Raw genomic sequence first — 18,411 nt, forward strand, 5'->3', positions numbered from 1 at the left:
GGTCGCCGTCGGGATCGGTGTCGTTGCAGCCGACGATGCGCATCATCGGCCTTCCGACCTAGGCTCCCTCTCATGGGACTTCCTGTGCGCACCGACGACGGCAGGCTCCTGGTGGCCGAGGAATGGGGCGATCCTTCGGGTACCCCGGTGCTTCTCCTCCACGGGACGCCCGGTACCCGTCTCGGCACCCTGCTGCCCGGGCTCGCCGCGCAGCACCCCGGCTTCCGGTTCCTCGCCTACGACCGTCCTGGCTACGGGGAGTCCCGGCGCGCCCCGGGCCGCCGGGTCGCCGACGCGGCCGGGGATTCGGCAGCCGTCGCCGATGCCTTCGGCGTCGAGCGGTTCGCGGTGGTCGGCCGGTCCGGCGGGGGCCCGCACGCGCTGGCGTGCGCGGCGCTGCTGCCGGATCGGGTCCGGGCGGCCGCCGTACTGGTCGGGCTCGCCCCGCCGGACGCGGTCGGTCTCGACTGGCACGCGGGCATGACCCCGTTCAACGTGCACGAGTACGGCCTGGCCCGCGCCCATCTGGACGGGCGGGACCCCGGTGGGCTCGAACGGGACCTGGCCGCCCGGGCCGTCGCCATCCGGCGGGACCCGGCACGCCTCCTCGACGACCTGCGTGCCGATCTCTCCCCCCATGACCTCCCGGTCGTCGAGGACCCCCGGGTGCGCGCGGTGCTGCTGCGCACCTATCAGGAGGCCCTGCGGGGCTCGCACCACGGCTGGCTCGACGACTGCCTGGCCTTCGTCCGCCCGTGGGGCTTCGACGTCTCCTCCGTCACTTCGCCCGTGCTGCTGTGGCACGGCCTCGACGACGCCTTCTCACCCGTGGCGCACACCCGTTGGCTAGCCGGCCGGATCCCCGGCGCCGAGCCCGTCCTCGTACCGGACGCCGGTCATTTCGCCGCCCAGCTGGCGCTGCCCGACGTGCTGCGCTGGCTGGACGGTCAGGGCGCGGGGCGCTGATACGAGGTCGAGCGGGCGCCCTTCAAGGCGTCGAGGATCCGCTCGTGGCTGTCCCCGACGACATCGCCGACGCGGACCCTGATGTGGAGCGCCTCGACCTCGTCGACGAAGCGCTGGGAGAAGGCGCCGAGCATCGTCGTCTCGTAGGAGCCGGTGCCCACCAGGGGGAATCTCCCCATGACGACCAGCTGAAAGTCCTCCCCGACGGTGAGCCCGGCCCCGGTCAGCACCTCCGCCACGCCTTGGACGTCGGTCCACGGGGCGGCGGGCTGCGGGTCCTCACCGCGCAGGACGGCCCGGCACTCGTAGGCTTCGACCACCACGGTGTGCGAGCCTCCGTTGAGCAGTCCGACCTGCCATTCGAGTGCGCCGCCCCGCAGGTGCCCGGTCGTCCAGTCGGCGCGCCAACCCAGCATCGGCCGTACGGTGCGGGCGTACTGGGCCCTGGCGAGGACCGCGCCGGCCGCGACCGCGAGCAGACTGCCGAGCGGCTCCATGTCGAGCAGTTCCAGCCGCCACGGCCATTCAGTCCGGGCGGCCGCCGTCATGTTGGCCCGGACGACCTCCCAGCCGAGCACCGCCGTCAGGAGGACGAGCAGCACGATCGGCACCGTGAAGAGCAACGGGCTGCGTCGCACCCGCCGTTGAGCATCCGCCTCGATCGTCGGCCCACCCCGCCTGAACCTGCCCACGGCCACTCCCCCGGTTCTCGCACAACGGTCCCCCGGCCGCGCGTACGGCCCGGGGGGCCTCGACCGGCTCATGGTGCCCGAACCGGGGCGCGGCCGACTAGGTCGTGTCCGGAAAGTAGCGCCGTCTGCCCGGAGGGCAGGAGCCGCGGCGTCTGGTGCGTGCGATCGCAAGGCGCCGGGATGCCCTCGTAGCGGAGCTACGTGGGCATTTCGGCAACGCGGCGAGCGTGCGTGCCAGACGCCGCGGCTCAGGCGGGACTTTCCGGACACGACCTAGGGACTTGTCAGGCCGATCGACCGGAGGATCTGCCGTTCGTACGGCACTGAACCTCTCCGACCTCGCGAGATCCCGCTCCCTGGGCGTCCCGTAAGGCCGGCGCGAGCCGGATCCCTCGCGCACCCCTCACCGACCAGGACTTGGCCAGACCGTGGTCGGAAACGGATGCCTGCGCCTGAGCCAACGCCAGCTCCTCACCGGCCAGGACCCGCTGCGCCGCTGCGCTCGTGGATGCCCGTGTCAGTGACCGACCCGCCGGAAGCAGCGGCAGCATCGGTCTACGGGACGGGGCCTCGATGTTCTCGGGGCCGGGTCGGCTGAAACCTTTCGGCCGTCTCTTCCGTCCCCCTCTCCGGGAGAGCGTAGAGAACCGGCGAGGAGTGGCAGCACATGGGGCTGAAGGGCAAGTACACCGCGCACATAGCCGTGGCGGCATCGGCGGTCGCGATCAGCCTGGCGGCGTGGGGAGCCACCGCGCTGACGGGCACCGAGGCCGCCGCCCGGATCGGGGCGGGCTCGGAGGGGCGGACGAAGGAGCCGGCACCGGGACCGCCGCCGGTGTCGAAGGTGAGGATGCCCGAGGGGATCGCCCATGCCGCCGAGGCGGGCGGGAAGGCCGTGAACATCACCATCGACGACGGGCCCGACCCGCAGTGGACGCCCAAGGTGCTGGACGTCCTCAAGGAACACGACGTCAAGGCGGTCTTCTGCATGGTCGGGCCGCGGGCGAAGGAGTTCCCCGACCTGGTCAAGCGGGTCGTCGCGGACGGGCACCGCCTCTGCGACCACACCACGTCCCACGACACCACGATGGACAAGAAGTCCGTCGCGTACCAGCAGCAGCAGATCCTGGACGCGAAGAAGATGATCGAGGACGCCGCCGGAGGAGCGAAGGTGGAGTACTACCGGGCGCCGGGCGGTGCGTTCACCCCCGACAGCCGGCGCATCGCCGCAGAGGCGGGGATGCGGCCGCTGGGATGGAACGTGGACACCAAGGACTTCGAGAAGCCCGGCACGAGCGCCATCGTCGGCACGGTCAAGAACGAGCTGTCCAACGGGCCGACGATCCTCTTCCACGACGGCGGCGGCGACCGCGGTCAGACCGTCGAGGCCCTCAAGCAGGTTCTGCCATGGCTCAAGGAACAGGGACGCACCTTCAGCTTCCCCGTGCGAACCACCCCCTGAGGATCCGCCTGCCGGCAGGTGTGCGACCAGCCGCAGGCCATCGGCATCCGGCGACTGGCACCCGGTCATCGGCGACCCGACAGCGGACGGCGGGCGGAGGCCGTCGTCGAGTCGCCGCCCCGGCCGTCCGCCGTCATCAGCTGCCGCCGGACGTCAGCCCCTGTCGCCCACCTCGATCACCGCGCTCCTGTTCCTGGGTCGGTGTGCGCGGCACGACGAACCCGGGCTCGTCACCGGCCCGCCTGGGGGCGGGCAGGGCACGTCGGTCGAGCTTGCCGTTGGCACTGATCGGCCGGCTGTCCAGAGTCAGCACCTGGTCGGGGACCATGTGCCCGGGCGCTCGGTCACCGAGCCACCCCCTGAAACGATCAGATACGCAACCCGCTCGCCGCGATGGCCGGGGCGGTCGAGATGATCGCTCCTCAGGGGCGGCGAGTCGGGGCTGCGAGTCAGAGGCTGCGAGCGGTGATGTCGCCGTACGCGGCGGTGGCCTGGATGCTCAGGCCGGGAGTGCCGTCGTTCGTCAGGGAGTTGCTGATGCGGCCGTATGCGGTGCCTGCATCCAGGGAGGCGGAGACGCCGGCGGCGGCGCCGACCGAGATGTCGCCCTTCTGGGTGCTCAGGGTGACCGTGCCGCTCACCACTTCGGCGATGCGGATGTCGCCCCGCGCGGTGCTGATCTCCGCGGAGCCGCCCAGCCGGCCGACCTCGACGTCGCCGTCGGTCGCGGTGAGGCGGAGGCTCGCGGCCTCGTCGATCTTGATCTGGCGGTACGCGCCCTCGAAGGTCACGTCGCCGAGCCGTCCGACGGCGCGGAGTTCGGCGGCTGCGGCCTCGGCCTCGACGCGGGAGCCGGCGGGCAGCTGGACCGTCACCTCGATGGATCCGGTGTTCCCGAGGATCCCGTTCCTCGTCTTCGGGACCTCGATCCGCAGGACACCGTCGGTGTAGGTGACTTCGGTCTGCTCGGCCGTCTTCCCGTCGCGGCTCTTTGTGAGGGCGATTTCCGCGGAGGTGTCGTCCCGGCGGAGGCAGACGTATCCCTCCACCGATTCGACTTCACGAAAGCCCAGATGGATGGTGAAGAACCGGCAGGAAGCGCCCACGTCCTCCACAGTCAACGACACCTTGGTAGCGACAACGTTCATGCACTGAGCATCCGTTGTGGACGAGTTGATCATCAATAGTCGATCATGCAACGCTGGTTAAGCCAGGGGTTGACGAACAAGCGGGGGCGTGGGGGCGCGTGGAGCTGCGCGATATCGAGATCTTCCTGACGTTGTCGGAGGAGCTGCACTTCGGCAGGACCGCCGAGCGGCTGCACGTGTCGGCGGCGCGGATCAGCCAGGCGATCAAAAAGCAGGAACGGTCGATCGGGGCGGAGCTCTTCGAGCGGACCAGCCGCCAGGTCCGGCTCACGCCGGTGGGCGAACAGCTGCTGGGCGATCTACGGCCGGTGTTCCAGAGCCTGAAGGCGAGCGTGGACCGGGCCCGGCTCACCGCCCAGGGCAAGAGGGACATCCTGCGGATCGGTCTCATGGTCACCAACGGCCACGAGCTGAAGCCCTTCTGGGATGCCTTCCGCTCGCAGCACCCGCAGTGGGGCCTGCGGCTCAGCCACAACGGCTACATGGACCCGTTCGCCCCGGTGCGCAACGGCGAGATAGACCTGCTGCTGTCCTGGCTCCCGGTGGAAGAGCCCGACCTGACCGTGGGACCGGTCCTCTTCGTTGAGCCCAGGATCGCCCTGGTGGCCACCGACCACCGGCTTGCCGGCCGCTCGTCGGTGCCCCTGGAAGTGTTCGCGGACCACGGTGTCGTGGGGCCGGATGGCTTTCAGCCCGAGTACTTCCAGGAAATCTTCGTTCCCTCATCAGCGCCCAGCGGTCGTGCCATCGAACGGAAGATCCAGGTCTCGACGCTGGACCAGTTGTACACGCACGTTGCCGACGGGGAAGTCATCCACCTCTTGGGCAACCAGGTCACCCGCTTCTACGTCCGCCCTGACGTCACGTACATCCCCGTCCGTGACTTGCCCCTCCTGCGGTGGGGGCTGGTCTGGCGGTCGGACAACGACAGCCCGATGGTCCGGTCGTTCGTCCGCATCGCCCGCGAACTCGGGACGATGTCCTTGTGAGGGGCCATCCGGCCGGCGTTATGCACACCCCTCGGCCGGGGCAGCCCTACGACACCACCTAACGAAGCACTGAGCCTTTCCAACCTCAGGTTGAGGCGTGGTGCAGGGCGAGCCGCGGTCAGGTACTCGCCGACATGGCCGCCCCCCCTCTCCTCTCCCCCGGCCGCTTCCTCGCCTGGGGCTACAACCCCGACCGCGCCCTGTGCCGCACCCGGCCAACTCAGCGGACACCCCAGCCATGGACGACTGCCATCCCCTGGCTGCCTCAACACCGCACTGACGCCCGACAACCACCGCGCCCTCACAGAGCACCTGGCAGAACTGACGGCATCCACCGCCAACGGCGACCGCCTCGCCCCCTACCTCCGCCGCCCGCTCACCGAACAGCGCACCGCAACCGAAGGCTTCCTCACCCGCCACACACCGGAGACCAGCCCGTGAAACGCCCGCTGTCAGATGCCGACAGATCGGTCAACGGCGCACCTGATAGCGCAGGTGAAGCACCCGGTTGCCCTGAATCACCACGTCAGGATCCTCCAACAGCTGCTGCGCGTGGACCGACCCGAAGTAGCACTTGCCGGACCCGAACACGACGGGTACGACGTCCATGCGCACCTCGTCGAGCAGCCCCGCGGCAAGCACCTGGCCACCGACGTCGCCGGCGGCGACCTCGACCAAGCGGTCACCCGCAAGCTCCTGCGCCTTGGCCATGGCTGCCTCGACGCCGTTCACGAAGTGAAACGGCGCCTCGAGGTCCCAGCCCTCGGGCTCCGGCCGGTGCGTCACGACGACCACGTGGTCGATCCCGCCCGGCGGCTTCCCGTCCCAGCCGTCCGTCAGGTCGAAGACGTGGCGACCGACGATGGTGACTCCGATCCGGTCCCAGTACGGCCGGGTGTAGTCGTAGGACGTCTGCGACACCCTCAGCTCGCCGCTCTCGTCCAACGGGACGTCACCGCTGGACAACCAGTCGAACAGCGGACCGGGCTGGTCATTCTCGTCCGCGATGAAGCCGTCCACCGACACCGAGCCGTACATGACCACCTTGCCCACGGGGCTCTCCTCTGCTTTGGGATCCCCCAAATTAGCGTGTCGTGAGCTGTCGCTCATGTAAGAAATCAATCGGCCGGCGGCGGCCGGCCGTCCGGCGCGTGGCCGGGATGTTCGCGCAGGAACCGTCGCCGGGCTTCGATGTACCGGATCGGCGTGAGTCCGGTGAACGCCCGGAATTCGTGGCCGAAGTCGGCCTGGTCGAAGTAGCCCGCACCACCGGTGAGGTCGCCCCAGTCGATCGGTCCGGCGGGGTTGATCGCGAACACGGTGGCGGCGAAGCGGTGGGTGCGAGCCAGCCGATTCGGCGTGACGCGCTCGGCCATTCGGAGGATCGGCCGGCGACTCGGCGTCCGCGCGAGCGCGATGCGCAACGGCGAGGAGCCCGCTGGCCGGGCCGGACGTTCCGGCGGCCTGAGGACGACTTCGGCGGCGAAACGGCCCGCCAGATCGTCACACAGGCCTGGAAGGAGCTCGCCGAGAAGGGCGTGACCGGGGGCCTGTTACTGCCCGCGATCATCGAGGTCCACGCCAAGCAGGGTAGGCGTCTGCGCGCCGAGCCGATCGCGCAGCTCTACGCCCAGTGTCTCGTCCACCACGTCGGCGAGTACCCCCGGCTCGAGGGCCGGCTCGTCACGTGGATTTCCGGTATGGACTCCCCCGACCGCATGGACGCCGCCGTGCACGCCCTCACCGAACTTGCCGACCCCGCAGCCGTGCCGGCCTGGACCGGTTCGTACGACGACCAGCGTCTCGCTGGCCGCCGCTGAAACCGGATCAGGCAAGCATCCACCAGTAGTGGTCTCGCTGGCTCCCGCACGTGTAGATGATCGCCTGCGCTGCGTCGGACATGCTGCCGTCCAGGATTGCCAGGCATTTCTGGCTGTTCAGGTTGGCCATCCAGTTGACCTGGTTGCCCGGCGCGTACCTGAAGTACCAGTACTGATCTTTGTAGAGCCCGCAGGGGTACTGCGTCACCCGTGAGAAGTCCGCCGTCCCCGCCGAGTCCACTGACCGGAGGCACAGGTGAGACTCCGCGTCGCCTGATCGTGGTGTCGGTGCCGCCGCCGAAGGGTGAGGTGGTGAGACTCGGACAGCGGTCGTGCCGGGCGGTCAGTGGGCGGCGGCGGCCTTGGGGGTCGGCATCAGCTCGTCCCAGAGGGGCCGTGGATTCACCTCGGGTGCGGGCTCTGAACTTCTGCACCCGCACAATGAGTGCGCCTCGTGCGCAGCGCCGTCGTGCGTCCACTCCGCGCCTGCGATGGCGGCACCGCCCGACAGGTTGGGCCCCCCACCCCACCTCGCACAAATGGCACTGTTCGAGCCCGAGGCAGATGACCTCCGCCAGCCGCATTGCCTCGTAGGGCGTGTGTCGGAAGTGCTCTAGGTTGGCTGATGTGAGCACGCGGGGGCGGAGTTACCGATATGTCGGACCGGTCGAGCTGAAGGCTGCGGTCCGGCCTGGCAGCGGCGGGTTCCGGATCCGCTCGGCCGCTGAATTCGGCGACTGGATCGCTGGGCGATCGGCGGCGGAGCTGGCCGAGCCGTTCACCTTCGTGGTCGGCGCGGACGGTGCGCTTCGGCTGGCGCCGCGGCGGAGCGAGCACGTGGCCTGTGCCGGCGGAGCCATGGTTTTGAGTGCTGGCGAGATCGGTTTCGTGCGAGAGGCGGACCGGTGGGCTGTGAGCGAGGTCAGCAACCAGTCCACCGGGTACTGCCCCGACATCGGCTCCTGGTCGGAAGTCGCTCGCGCTCTGGACGACGTAGGGCTCGAACGGCCCTCCGGCTTCACCCATGAGGTGGTGTTCCGGCGGTGTCCTGGTTGCCAGGAGCACAACATCGTGCGCGAGGACGACTTCGTCTGCGTCTTCTGCGGCAGCGATCTGCCGGAGACGTGGAACGTGGATCCCACCGTGTGAAGGCCGAGAGTCACAGCCACTCGTTGATGGCCGCGTCGAGGACGGTCGCCCCGTAGCGGGCGGCGAGCTCGTCGTATCGCGTGGCGACAGCACGGTTCCTCTTGAGGCGGTTGATCCCGCACTCGACCGCATGACGTTCGCGGTAGTCGACCGGGTCGAAGTGCCGTGGTCGGCCACCGCGGGAGCCGAGCTTTCTGCGGTTGTGCGCCTGGTCGGCCTTGTCGGGGATGGTGCAGAGGATTCCACGTCGGCGCAGGTAGGCACGTTCTTGCGGGAGGCGTACGCCTTGTCCGCGCGGACCCGGTCGGGGCGGACGCGTGGCCGGCCCGGCCCGATGGAGGGCACGCGCACCTTCTCCAGTACGGGCTCGAACTATGTCGAACAAGGTCAGAAGCCCATGTCGATCGTGGTCACGGCCGGGCAGCGCGGCGACTCGCCGCCACGGAGATCTGCCGTGCTGACTTCGAGGCGGTATGGCTACGAGCTCAACGCGAGCCCGTTGGTTGATCCGTCCCCGCGATTTCCGCGCCGTCTCGGGGAGGGATCGGTGTATCGGCCGGCCGGGCAGGGCCCTCCTAGGGTTGGAGGGTTTCGGCCGTGGTGACGACGATCAGGGTGTCCTCGTGCGACCAACGGCGCGTTCCGGTCTTCGGCGGGTTGAGGAGCGGGATCCGGGAGCCGCCGGGGCGGTAGCCGAGGGCGGTGGCGCCCTGCCGTCCGGCGGCCTCCACGAGCGTGGCGAAGGGCGCTTCGGTCCCGGCGGGGACGTAGTCGGTGGCGGGGCGGAGGCGGACCGCGTTGCCTTCCGGGGAGAAGAGCTCGTCGAAGGCCGCCGCGAGTTCGACGGTCTGCGAGACCTGGGCCATGAGCAGGCCGACGAGCCGTCCGCCGACCACGAGGTCCGTGTGCGGGCCGGCCGGGGCGAGGGGGCGGTGCTGGGCGTCCGTCAGTTCGGCGATGGTGGGGTTCCGGCGGCCCGACTCGCGCTCGGCGGCGCCGAGCTGGAGGAGGGTGACAAGGGTGTGTTCGTCGGGGTCGGGGTGGCCGTCGGGGCCGCCGAGGACGAGGACGCGGTGTCCTGGGTCAAGGGCGGGGAGGGTCTTCTCACGGACCGTCTCCCAGCCGTTGCGGGCGAGACCGTCGACGATCTCGGGGCCGCGCCGGTTCCAGCCGAGGACGAAGACGCGGCGGGGGGCGGTGCGCATGTCGTCGGCGGTCGCGGGCTTCGCGGACGAGGGGGGCGGGAGCGGTGTTGCCTGGGGCGCGGTCCAGGTCGGTGGGGTCTCGTCCTCGGCCAGGACGACGACGGCGTCGCCGGGGCCGAGGGCTGTCTGCGGCGGCGGGTTGAGGAGCGGCGAGCCGTCCGGGCGCACGAGGCCCACCACGCACCCGTCCGCGCAGGCCGCCCGCAGCTCGGCGAAGGTCCGGCCGCCGAGCCCGGGGACACGGTGGACGTGCAGCTCGGCGCCGGCGAAGTCGAGCAGGTCCTCCAGGACGCGCGACAGTCCGGGTTCGAGGACGCACTGGACGAGGGTCCGGGCCGCGATGCCGTCGACGTCGAGGACGACCGCGCCGGGCCCGGCGGCGAGCCGGGCGGTGGTGACGTACCGGGTCTGCCGGACCGCCGCCACGACACGTACCGGGCTTGCATCACCGACCACGGCTCGCAGCGCGAGCAGCGTCTTGACGACCTGGGTGTCCGCCTCGGGGGTGTCCGGCGGCAGCACCACGACCGCCCCGGCGGCGGCCGGACTGACGCGGGCGAGCGCCGCCGGATCGGCGGGCCGGCCCCGGCGACAGAGCAGCCGGACACGTCGGCCGCCGACGGCGGTGACAGCCGCCCGCAACTCCCGCTCCATGTCGAACTTGTCACGGTCCGCGAGAACCACGACCGCACCGTGCCGCCGCTGGGCATGAGCGGCGAGCAACTCGGCGACAAGCGTCGGAGTCTGCTCGGACCAACCGAGGACCAGTGAGTGGCCGCGCTCCACTACCGTCGACTGGCCGCGCTGGAGCTCGGTCAGCCGGTCGGTGATCGCGGTGGAGACGAGGCCGACGAGGGTCGAGACGTAGAGCAGGGAGACGAGGGCCAGCAGGACGGAGAGGACCATCCGCAGTGGCGGGCCGACCTCGCCGCCGAGCCGGAGGGTCTGGCCGACGGTCCGCCAGACGGTCGCCACCTTGCCCTGGACGGTCTCGGGCGAGCGGCTGTCGGTCCAGACGAGGAGGGCGCTCGCCGGTGCCACCACGGCCAGGCAGACCAGCGCGAGCCAGCCCGCGACCGTGGTCATGCCCTTCACCACGGTCCGGTCCACCCAGTACCGCGTCCGGTCCCGCAGCGACGGCGCGGGCCGGTGGCGGGGCGGGCCGGGGGTAGGCGGGGCCGGGACGGCTGCCGGACGGGACGGCCGCTGGGGCGGGACCGTATATTCGAGCTCTTTGCGCACGTCAGCAGGGTGACGGCGGCACCGGGGCGAAACGCCGTCGACGGGCGCCGTTCATCCTTTCGGGCAGGCGGCCGGGAGTCAGGCGTTCGACCCGCAGGCGCCACCTCGCTCCTCCGTGCGCCCGGGGCGCCGGGTCGGGCCGTGGTTCCGTAGGCGGGGAGGTACGAGGCTCCGCCGAGGCTGAGGCTGAGGCCGAGGCCGAGGCCGAGGACGGTGCCGGGGCCCGTTCGGCGGCGGCGATGGGGCTATATGGAACACACAGATCGAGACCAGGTACACGCGCTCCTGCACGGCAAAACTGCCGACACCGGCCTGCCACATGAGTGACTACAGGGCACCTGCCTCGCAGTGGACCTGCCACCCGTCGCGGACGAGGCGCCCTTCGTCGAGGCATGGGAACCCCTTGCCCAGGCCGGCGCCCTCCACTGGGAGATCGGCTCCTGACCGAAAGATCATTCCGCTGGGAGTTCGACGGACTGCGCTCGTCGAGCAATGTCGGCCCGTCCTCGCGGGCGCAAGGACGGGAGCCGTTCAGGATCTGCCGGCTGAACGCCGCATGAGCCTCATCCAGAGGTGTCGCAAGTGGGAACGGGCGTAGCGGAGCCACCTGGCCGCCGAGGTGTGGAGACGCCTTCGGCAGGTCGTCGGTCTTCATATAGGTGTGGTCGCGAGGGTGACCAACTCTGGCTTCACACACTGATGTGGGACGCCTTCGTCCCATACGCGCAGCCGATGCCGAGGAACCGGTCGCCTAACATCCCGTGTCATGGCGATGTTCGTGCACTTGACCTCAGCGGCGAACGCGCCGCGCATCCGGCGGTCCGGGATTCGGGCGGCCGGCCACGGACAGGGCAGCGCGCGGGGGGTCTACTGCTTCCCGGTCCTGCCGTCGTACACCCTCACCCACCAATGGCTGCGCGAGCTGGCCCGTTTCGGCAGCCGGGGCGGGCTTGTGGCAGTCCACGTACGACTCGACGACGCCCAGGACGTGCTGGTCGGACGCTATACCGACCGGGCGCAGCATGCCCAGACCACCGTTTCCGCGTCAGAGGCAGTACGGCGGATCGCGGCACTGGAGGACCCGCGCGGGTGGGAGGTGTTCGTCCCCCGGGCGATCCGGCCGCGTGAAGTACACCGGGTCCGCACCGCGCCGCAGGTGGCGGGCTGGCGATACCTGCCGGACGCACACGGTGTGCGCCCCTGCACCTGTTTCGGGTGCCGTGTGCGCGGCGGATACGGGGCGCGGCGCCTGCGCGAGCGGTTGCCGCATCCGCTGGATGGTCCGCCGCCGCCCGTCAAGGTGTTGCTCAGCCGGGTCGCGGCCGGTGACCCCGGGGACCCGGCCGCGCTGCGGGAGGTACTGCACTGGTTCGGAATGCGTCGGCGCGGCCCGCTCGCCCAGTTGAGCCGCCTCGCCGCCCACCCCGACCCCGGGGTGCGGGAGGAGCTGGTGTGGGCGGTCGCCCGCTGGTCCACCCCAGGGGTCACTGAGCTGCTGGACGGCCTCGCCGACGACCCGCACTCAGACGTACGGGAGGCAGTGGAAGCAGCCCGAGATCCACAGTGATCGCCGACCCCCGGGAATGAGCAGATCGTCTAGGCGGTGCTGGTCGTGCCGGTCGGCGGAGCCTGCTGGTAGAGCGCCACCAACACGCCGTGCACAGGCTGGTCTTCTGCGTTCTCCTCGGCTTCGTCGACCAGTTGGGTGAGGGTCTCGCCCAGTTCTCTTGCCTTCGCGGGGCTGAGACGCAGGTGGCGCAGTGTCAGGTGGGTCTCGGCGGGAGAGCGGCCCAGCTCGTGGGCGACCGCGGCGAGCATCGCGGCGGTGCCTGCCGCTTGGGGTTCGGCGACGACCATCTGGCGGGCCGTGCGCTGGTGGTACTGCTCGGTGCCGCCGCGGACCTGGCGGGTCTCGGCGATGTGGACGAGCCCGGCTTCGCGGAGCACTTTGAGGTGGTGGGCCACGTTGCCCTTCTTCGCGTCGAGCTGCGCCGCGAGTTGGCTGGTGGTGGCAGGCCGGTGGCCCAGGGCGAAGAGCAGCCGCTGACGCAACGGGTGGGCGAGTGCCGCGAACTGCTCAGGCGCACCGATCTCCAGGACGTCCTCAGGGGGTGGCAGGTAGGGAGGCTGATCACGCATACCGAAAGTGTCTAAACTCTTTGACGCTTCCGCAAGGGTAATGCTCTACTCCCTGTCATGACGACTTCAACGAAGCTTCCGCCGGCCCCTGTTATCGACGAGACAGCCCGGCTCCTGAACGAGCACTACGTCTTCCCCGAGATAGCCGAGCAGCTCTCCGGCCTGCTGCAACGACGCCTCGCCGAGGGCGCGTACGACGTCGACGGCGCCGAGGAGCTCGCCCGTCTGGTCACCGCGGACCTGCAGTCCGTCAACGGCGACCGACACCTGAGGCTGAAGCACCACGCCGACCCGGTGTCCCCGAAGCAGGGCGCGGCCACCCTGGACGCCATGCGCCGGGACTTCGACACCTCGCTGGGCGGTGCGCCCCGGGTGCAGTTGCTCGACGGCGGGGTCGCCGTGGTGGAGCTGGCACCGATGCTGTTCCCGCTGGAGTGGGCCGCCGAACCGCTGGGCGCCGCGCTCACCGTGGCCTCCCGCGCCCAGGCGCTGATCGTGGACCTTCGCACCAACCGGGGCGGCGACCCGGACACGGTCGCCTTCGTCTGCAGTTACCTCCTGGACGAGCGCACCCATCTCAACACCATGCACTGGCGCAGCGACGAGCGCGTTGAGCAGTCCTGGAGCCTGCCGCTCGTTCCCGGCGCGCGGTTCGGTGGCAGCAAGCCGTTGTACGTGCTGTCCAGCAGCAGCACCTTCTCTGCCGCTGAAGAGCTGGCGTACAACCTCCAGCAGCTCGGCCGCGCCGTAGTCGTCGGCGAGCCCAGCCGCGGCGGCGCACACCCGTGCAGGGGCTGGACGGTGCACCCGCACCTGGAAGCCACCATCCCCGTCGGCCGCGCCATCAACCCCGTCTCCGGCACGAACTGGGAGGGCACCGGCGTGCAGCCGGACATCCCTTGCGCTGCCGCTGACTCCCTCGACCACGCGCACACGCTGGCCCTCGCCCGCCTGGCGGGCTGACCCGGTCCGGCTCATCGACAGCACTGCGCGCAGCGCCTCCCCCTGGCCCCGTCAGCGGCTGACTTCGGCGGCGAGGGCCCCGGCTCTCCGGCGGCGAGGTGGCCGGCCCCGGCGTTGTGGTCCGCGCGGGTGGCGCGGCCCGTCGGGGGCGACGGGGCGCTACACCGTGTTGAAGAGGATCTTGTGCTTGTTGGGGAAGAAGGGGTCGGCCCGTGTGAGTTTGGCCTGGACGCTCGCGCCCAGGTCGAGCGTGGCGCCGGACGTGATCTTGCCCATCACGGCGGGTTCCGCCAGGTACACGGTGCCTTCCTTCGGTTTGTTGTCCTCCGCGTCGGTGTTGATGACCAGGCCGCCGAAGACCTCGCCCACCCGGTTCTTGAGAACCGCGGCCTCCGCCAGGTCCACCGCGCGCCGGTCCGCCACCTTCCCCTTCCCCCGCGCCATGTCGCACGGCAGGCAGTACAGGGCGTCGAGCACCCAGTTCGGCGGGGCCTGGCCGGTGCACGCGGCCACGCACAGTTCGCCCGTGTACCGGTCGATCAGGCGCCGCAACGGGGCCGTGCAGTAGGTGTACGGGGCCGCGATCGCCGCGTGGAACGTGTGCTCCGGGACGTGATGGTCGCGGAAGGTGGTGTACTCCGCCTTGAGCAGCATGGCGGTGGCCTCGCTGAGGAAGGCCATGTGCTTGTGGTCAGCCGGATCGAGGGAGTTGACCAGTGCGGCGTACGAGACGCCGGGCTTCCAGTCGATGCCCAGGTGCTGTGCGATGTCGTGCACGCGCCGGACCACGTCCTGGTCGGCCTGTTCCTTCTGGGTCCGCAGGATCCCGGTACCGCTCTCCAGCATGATCCGGGCCGCGGCCATTCCGGTCATGAGGGAGATCTGCTCGTTCCAGCCCTCCACGGGCAGTGCCGCCACGTAGCCCAGCCGGAACGATCCGCCCGCCAGGGTGACCTCCTGGTCCGGCAGGTTCACCGCGACCCCGCCGCGCGCGGCCTCGACCGCTTCCCGCAACTTGCCGATCTCGCGCAGCAGGGCGACGGACTCCTCGGCCGTACCGGCCTCGATGTCCTGCTGGACCCCCTGGTAGCTGAGCTTGGCCCGACTGCAGACCTTGGCCCGGCTAACAGTCGAGTCGGTCACGTTGCCGTCGGCGTCGAGGTCGTGCTGCCACAGCAGGGCGGGGACGACCTGGTCCGGAAGCAGGCTGGCCGGCCCCTCGGAGATCGAGGGCGGGTACAGGGGCACCTTGAGGTCGGGGAAGTACAGCGTCTCGATCCGGTCGTGAGCCTCGGCGTCGAGCGGGCTACCCGCCTTGACGAAGGCGGCCACGTCGGCGATGGCGTAGTGCACGCGGTACCCGCCACCGGGCCGCCGCTCCAGGTACATGGCCTGGTCGAGGTCCTTCGAGGTCGGCGGGTCGATCGTGAACAACGGCAGGTGGGTGGCGTCCTTGTCGGGCAGTTGGAGCCCGGTTTTGGCGTCCTCCGCCGCTTCCAGCACATGCGCGGGAAATTCCGTAGGGGTCTTCAGCTCTGCCCGGAGCTGCTGCAGTGCCTTGAGCAGGGCGTCCTGAGCCTCGCGGGACATGTGCATCTGGCGGCGTCGCATGTCGCGAGCGTAAGGCGGCGACCACGGGGTGGCTCAGTGAGCGGGTCCGGGCGGGGGAAGGAGCAGCGGCCCAGGGAGGTCCTCCCCTGCGGACGCGGGGAGCGGCATCGGCCGGACGGCTCTGCGGCAGAGGTGACACCATGCGGCGTCATGGCAGATGACAGCACCAGTGCGTTTCAGACGGGCCAGACGGGCCTCATCGTCCGGATCCCGGAGGCGGAGCCGGCCGTCGGGCGGTGGCGTGAACGGCTCGACCCCTCGGCCCCGGCCGGGGTCCCCGCCCACATCACCGTGCTCTTCCCGTTCCTCGACGAGAGCCGAACAGACGCGCTTGTCCACTCCGCACTCGCGGACGTACTCGGCCGCCACCAGGCCTTCGACCTGCGGTTCGAGAGATGCGGGCGGCTCCCGGAAGTCCTGTATCTCGTCCCCGAGCCTGACACACGGCTGAGGCAGCTCACGGAGGCGATCGCTGACCGCTGGCCTGAGGCTCCGCCGTACGGCGGCCGGTTCGCCGAGATCGTGCCGCACCTGACCATCGCTCAAGGACAGGACGACGCCGTCCTGGCGGAGATCGAGGCCGACCTCGCCGACAGGCTTCCGTTCACGTCTCGCGTCTCGTCGGTTGAACTCATCGTGTACGACGGCACGAAGTGGCACGTACGGGCGTCGTTCGCGCTCGGAGAGTGAAGCAGGCCATGAGGCTTGGCTGAGCGCTGGTCCGCTGTCCCTCGGGCGGCGGACCAGCGTGGGGCCAGTCGGCCGGCTGCATACCAGGGGCCGAGGACGCAGTCTCCTGAGCCCCCGCGCGGCCCCGGATCGCGGTCGCGGTCGCCCGGCAGGGCGATCGCTCAGGGCGATCCCTCAGGGCGATCAAAACCGACGCCGTTCCTTTACGCGAACGCGTTACAAGTCAACTATCGCCGAACCCCGATCGGGAGATGCATAAAGGATTCATATAAATCCGCTATGCTTCAGGCATGAGTCTCCGAGACGCCGCGCACGGCGCTTCCGATGCCATCGGGTCAGCCCTCTACGGTCTGGCCACCAGGGCCGTGAGACGCCTTCCCCGCGACATGAGCCTGACGTCCGCCGCCACCTTGGCCACCCTGGACAAGACCGGCCCGCGACGGATCACCGATCTGGCGGTGGCCGAGGGCGTCACCCAGCCCGCGATGACCGTCCTGGTGCGGGTGATGGAGGAATCCGGGCTGGTCGTGCGGAAGGGCGATCCGTCCGACAAGCGGGTCACGCTGGTGTGCCTGACCGAGGCCGGCGCGTCGTACGTCCGGACGCGACGCCAGGCGGGCGTCGACGCGTACGCGCGGTTGATCGACGAACTCACCGGTGACGAGGTCGAGGCCTTGGCAGCAGCCCTTCCGGCGCTGCTGCATCTGGCGGAGCTCGAAAGCCACGCCCGAGAGGAGTCGGACCGGTGACCGCGGCCCAGGCTCGTGACCAGCCCATGAGCACTGCCCTGATACGTTCCGAGGCACGTCTGCTGGTCCCCGCCCTGGTGTTCATCGCCCTGGTCGTGGCGGCGGTCGCCAGCCTCGGGACACCGCTCATCACCAGCGTGGCGACCACGTTCCACGTCTCCCTCGACAGCGCGCAGTGGACGCTGACCATCGCCCTGCTCAGCGGCGCCGTCGCCACGCCCGTCCTCGGCCGGCTCGGAGCCGGTCCGCACCGGCGGGCCACGATTCTCGCCACGCTGGCGATCGTCGTCGTCGGCAGCGCGCTCACCGTGCTGCCGCTGTCGTTCGCCTGGCTGCTCGTGGGCAGAGCGGCCCAAGGCGTCGGACTCGGTCTCACGGCGCTGATGATGGGCGTGGCCCGCGACCATCTTCCCGAGGAGCGCAGCGCGGCCACGATCGCCCTGATCTCAGTGGTCTCCATCATCGGAGCCGGCGTCGGCTACCCGCTGGCCGCGCTGCTCGCCGAGTTCGGCGGACTGCGGGCCGCCTACGGCCTCGGCCTGCTCGTCACCGCCATCGCCTTCGTGACCGCGTGGCGCTCCATGCCCGCAGCTCCCGAAGGCCGCTCCGCTCACGTGAACGTGGCCGGTGCGCTCGTCCTTGCGGGTGGACTGCTCCTCGTCCTGTTCCTGGCCGGCGAGAGGAGCCTGTGGAGCCGACACCTCGCCGTGGCGGTGACCCTTGCCGTCGCCGCCGTACTCCTGCTCTGCGTCTGGACCGTTTCCGAACTGCGAACCAAGACGCCCCTGGTCGACGTCCGGGCGGTTCGGCACCCGGCGGTCGCCGGGGCGAACATCGCCATGTTCGTCGGCGGGAGCGGCATGTACCTCCTGCTCACGCTCATCACCCGCTACGCGCAGACGCCGCACAGCGCCGGCTACGGCTTCGGACTGACCACCTTCGTGGCGGGGCTGGTCCTCATCCCGTTCTCCGTGCTGGGGTTCGTCGCCGGCAAGCTCACGCCGCGGGTCCGCGAACGGATCGACGGCCCCGTGCTCCTGGCCGGCAGCGCCGCCATCGTCGGCGGCGGGTTCGTCCTGTTCGCCACCGCCCGGTCCAACCTGGCCGAACTGCTCGCGGCCATGGGCGTGCTGGGCTTCGGCGTCGGCAGCTTCTCGGCCGCCATGCCCGGCGTCATCCTGGCCGTCACCCCCAAGAGCGAGACGTCGAGCGCCATGAGCTTCAACTACGTCGTCCGCAGCGTCGGGTACTCCCTGGGCAGCGCCATCGGCGGTCTGGTCCTGGCCGCCGGCACCGCCACGGACCGCCTCTTCCCGAACGACGACGCCTACACGACCGCGGCGCTGGTCGGCGTCGCCGCGATGGCGATCACGACGATGGCCAGCCTCGCCCTCGCCCTCCGACGCTCACCCGAGACCCATCCGATCACAGCCCCAGCCGGTGTGCCGGGCCTGGGCGGGTCGAGTCGAACCGAAAGCTGAGGATCGAAGCCGTCCGACTTCGACGCCGTCTCCGTCGGCTCGCTGACCCACAGCGCGCCGGCCATGGATCTGAGCATGCTTCTGAACATCAATTCCGAACACAGG

At 70.4% G+C, this 18,411-nt stretch carries 18 protein-coding genes and 1 pseudogene; 10 read left to right on the forward strand and 9 right to left on the reverse strand.

Annotated features, from left to right (window positions below):
* Positions 1-72: 72 nt before the first annotated feature.
* Complete coding sequence (locus ACZ6K0_RS33965; RefSeq protein WP_469236156.1) at positions 73-966, forward strand: alpha/beta fold hydrolase; 894 nt, start codon at positions 73-75, stop codon at positions 964-966.
* On the opposite strand, the gene ACZ6K0_RS33970 is transcribed toward ACZ6K0_RS33965, so the two are convergent.
* The gene (locus tag ACZ6K0_RS33970; protein ID WP_469236157.1) at positions 948-1,604 is read right to left on the reverse strand and encodes a hypothetical protein; all 657 of its coding nucleotides are present in this window, start codon (positions 1,602-1,604) and stop codon (positions 948-950) included. The genes ACZ6K0_RS33965 and ACZ6K0_RS33970 overlap by 19 nt on opposite strands.
* A gap of 721 nt (positions 1,605-2,325) precedes the next feature.
* On the opposite strand from ACZ6K0_RS33970, the gene ACZ6K0_RS33975 reads away from it, so the two are divergent.
* On the forward strand, positions 2,326-3,120 hold the full coding sequence (locus tag ACZ6K0_RS33975) for a polysaccharide deacetylase family protein (RefSeq protein ID WP_469236158.1): 795 nt from the start codon (positions 2,326-2,328) through the stop codon (positions 3,118-3,120).
* Between the two features lie 449 nt (positions 3,121-3,569).
* Here the strand turns inward: ACZ6K0_RS33975 and ACZ6K0_RS33980 are convergent, their stop codons facing one another.
* Positions 3,570-4,268, reverse strand: a complete 699-nt coding sequence (locus ACZ6K0_RS33980; protein WP_469577575.1) for a DUF4097 family beta strand repeat-containing protein — start codon at positions 4,266-4,268, stop codon at positions 3,570-3,572.
* 98 nt (positions 4,269-4,366) lie between these two features.
* Here ACZ6K0_RS33980 and ACZ6K0_RS33985 point away from each other — a divergent pair, with 98 nt between their 5' ends.
* Complete coding sequence (locus ACZ6K0_RS33985; protein ID WP_469230606.1) at positions 4,367-5,257, forward strand: LysR family transcriptional regulator; 891 nt, start codon at positions 4,367-4,369, stop codon at positions 5,255-5,257.
* 471 nt (positions 5,258-5,728) lie between these two features.
* Here the strand turns inward: ACZ6K0_RS33985 and ACZ6K0_RS33990 are convergent, their stop codons facing one another.
* Both ACZ6K0_RS33990 and ACZ6K0_RS33995 read right to left on the reverse strand, forming a co-directional pair.
* Positions 5,729-6,310, reverse strand: coding sequence for a dihydrofolate reductase family protein (locus ACZ6K0_RS33990; RefSeq protein WP_376412461.1), 582 nt, complete (start codon positions 6,308-6,310; stop codon positions 5,729-5,731).
* Between the two features lie 65 nt (positions 6,311-6,375).
* Positions 6,376-6,633 carry a hypothetical protein gene (locus ACZ6K0_RS33995; RefSeq protein ID WP_469230604.1) on the reverse strand — a complete coding sequence of 86 codons (258 nt, stop codon included), beginning with the start codon at positions 6,631-6,633 and terminating at the stop codon, positions 6,376-6,378.
* A gap of 162 nt (positions 6,634-6,795) precedes the next feature.
* Here ACZ6K0_RS33995 and ACZ6K0_RS34000 point away from each other — a divergent pair, with 162 nt between their 5' ends.
* Positions 6,796-7,077: a hypothetical protein gene (locus ACZ6K0_RS34000; RefSeq protein ID WP_469230602.1), complete on the forward strand. Its 282-nt coding sequence runs from the start codon at positions 6,796-6,798 to the stop codon at positions 7,075-7,077.
* 7 nt (positions 7,078-7,084) lie between these two features.
* Here ACZ6K0_RS34000 and ACZ6K0_RS34005 read toward each other — a convergent pair whose 3' ends face one another.
* Complete coding sequence (locus ACZ6K0_RS34005) at positions 7,085-7,333, reverse strand: RICIN domain-containing protein (RefSeq protein WP_469230640.1); 249 nt, start codon at positions 7,331-7,333, stop codon at positions 7,085-7,087.
* A 371-nt stretch (positions 7,334-7,704) separates the two neighbouring features.
* Here ACZ6K0_RS34005 and ACZ6K0_RS34010 point away from each other — a divergent pair, with 371 nt between their 5' ends.
* The gene (locus ACZ6K0_RS34010) at positions 7,705-8,226 is read left to right on the forward strand and encodes a hypothetical protein (RefSeq protein ID WP_376412453.1); all 522 of its coding nucleotides are present in this window, start codon (positions 7,705-7,707) and stop codon (positions 8,224-8,226) included.
* 10 nt (positions 8,227-8,236) lie between these two features.
* Here ACZ6K0_RS34010 and ACZ6K0_RS34015 read toward each other — a convergent pair.
* Together ACZ6K0_RS34015 and ACZ6K0_RS34020 are read right to left on the reverse strand one after the other, a co-directional pair.
* A pseudogene (locus ACZ6K0_RS34015) lies at positions 8,237-8,598 on the reverse strand (IS5 family transposase); the annotation flags it as partial.
* 203 nt (positions 8,599-8,801) lie between these two features.
* Positions 8,802-10,517, reverse strand: a complete 1,716-nt coding sequence (locus ACZ6K0_RS34020; protein WP_469230600.1) for a CASTOR/POLLUX-related putative ion channel — start codon at positions 10,515-10,517, stop codon at positions 8,802-8,804.
* Positions 10,518-11,439: 922 nt separating this feature from the next.
* Between ACZ6K0_RS34020 and ACZ6K0_RS34025 the strand changes: the two genes are divergently transcribed.
* Complete coding sequence (locus ACZ6K0_RS34025; RefSeq protein ID WP_469230598.1) at positions 11,440-12,240, forward strand: HEAT repeat domain-containing protein; 801 nt, start codon at positions 11,440-11,442, stop codon at positions 12,238-12,240.
* Between the two features lie 29 nt (positions 12,241-12,269).
* Here ACZ6K0_RS34025 and ACZ6K0_RS34030 read toward each other — a convergent pair whose 3' ends face one another.
* Entirely contained in the window at positions 12,270-12,812 is a 543-nt protein-coding gene (locus tag ACZ6K0_RS34030) for an ArsR/SmtB family transcription factor (RefSeq protein WP_469230596.1), read from the reverse strand.
* Positions 12,813-12,869: 57 nt separating this feature from the next.
* Between ACZ6K0_RS34030 and ACZ6K0_RS34035 the strand changes: the two genes are divergently transcribed.
* A complete protein-coding gene (locus tag ACZ6K0_RS34035) occupies positions 12,870-13,775 on the forward strand; it encodes a S41 family peptidase (protein WP_376412441.1) in 906 nt (301 codons plus the stop codon).
* 159 nt (positions 13,776-13,934) lie between these two features.
* Here ACZ6K0_RS34035 and ACZ6K0_RS34040 read toward each other — a convergent pair whose 3' ends face one another.
* Positions 13,935-15,386, reverse strand: a complete 1,452-nt coding sequence (locus ACZ6K0_RS34040) for an RNB domain-containing ribonuclease (protein WP_469230593.1) — start codon at positions 15,384-15,386, stop codon at positions 13,935-13,937.
* Between the two features lie 150 nt (positions 15,387-15,536).
* Here ACZ6K0_RS34040 and ACZ6K0_RS34045 point away from each other — a divergent pair, with 150 nt between their 5' ends.
* The 3 genes from ACZ6K0_RS34045 (at position 15,537) to ACZ6K0_RS34055 (ending at position 18,306) form a co-directional block, all read left to right on the forward strand.
* A complete protein-coding gene (locus ACZ6K0_RS34045) occupies positions 15,537-16,076 on the forward strand; it encodes a 2'-5' RNA ligase family protein (RefSeq protein ID WP_469230591.1) in 540 nt (179 codons plus the stop codon).
* A gap of 290 nt (positions 16,077-16,366) precedes the next feature.
* Positions 16,367-16,825, forward strand: coding sequence for a MarR family winged helix-turn-helix transcriptional regulator (locus ACZ6K0_RS34050; protein WP_376412432.1), 459 nt, complete (start codon positions 16,367-16,369; stop codon positions 16,823-16,825).
* A gap of 26 nt (positions 16,826-16,851) precedes the next feature.
* Complete coding sequence (locus tag ACZ6K0_RS34055) at positions 16,852-18,306, forward strand: MFS transporter (RefSeq protein ID WP_469230589.1); 1,455 nt, start codon at positions 16,852-16,854, stop codon at positions 18,304-18,306.
* The last annotated feature ends 105 nt before the right edge of the window (positions 18,307-18,411 follow it).

The sequence above is a fragment of the Streptomyces sp. NPDC042346 genome, from assembly GCF_055581845.1.

Coding starts and splice junctions, on each gene's coding strand:
- ACZ6K0_RS33965 (WP_469236156.1), top strand. CDS start 73: ATGGGACTTCCTGTGCGCACCGACGACGGCAGGCTCCTGGTGGCCGAG.
- ACZ6K0_RS33975 (WP_469236158.1), top strand. CDS start 2,326: ATGGGGCTGAAGGGCAAGTACACCGCGCACATAGCCGTGGCGGCATCG.
- ACZ6K0_RS33980 (WP_469577575.1), bottom strand. CDS start 4,268: ATGAACGTTGTCGCTACCAAGGTGTCGTTGACTGTGGAGGACGTGGGC.
- ACZ6K0_RS33995 (WP_469230604.1), bottom strand. CDS start 6,633: ATGGCCGAGCGCGTCACGCCGAATCGGCTGGCTCGCACCCACCGCTTC.
- ACZ6K0_RS34020 (WP_469230600.1), bottom strand. CDS start 10,517: ATGACCACGGTCGCGGGCTGGCTCGCGCTGGTCTGCCTGGCCGTGGTG.
- ACZ6K0_RS34025 (WP_469230598.1), top strand. CDS start 11,440: ATGGCGATGTTCGTGCACTTGACCTCAGCGGCGAACGCGCCGCGCATC.
- ACZ6K0_RS34030 (WP_469230596.1), bottom strand. CDS start 12,812: ATGCGTGATCAGCCTCCCTACCTGCCACCCCCTGAGGACGTCCTGGAG.
- ACZ6K0_RS34035 (WP_376412441.1), top strand. CDS start 12,870: ATGACGACTTCAACGAAGCTTCCGCCGGCCCCTGTTATCGACGAGACA.
- ACZ6K0_RS34040 (WP_469230593.1), bottom strand. CDS start 15,386: ATGCGACGCCGCCAGATGCACATGTCCCGCGAGGCTCAGGACGCCCTG.
- ACZ6K0_RS34045 (WP_469230591.1), top strand. CDS start 15,537: ATGGCAGATGACAGCACCAGTGCGTTTCAGACGGGCCAGACGGGCCTC.
- ACZ6K0_RS34050 (WP_376412432.1), top strand. CDS start 16,367: ATGAGTCTCCGAGACGCCGCGCACGGCGCTTCCGATGCCATCGGGTCA.
- ACZ6K0_RS34055 (WP_469230589.1), top strand. CDS start 16,852: ATGAGCACTGCCCTGATACGTTCCGAGGCACGTCTGCTGGTCCCCGCC.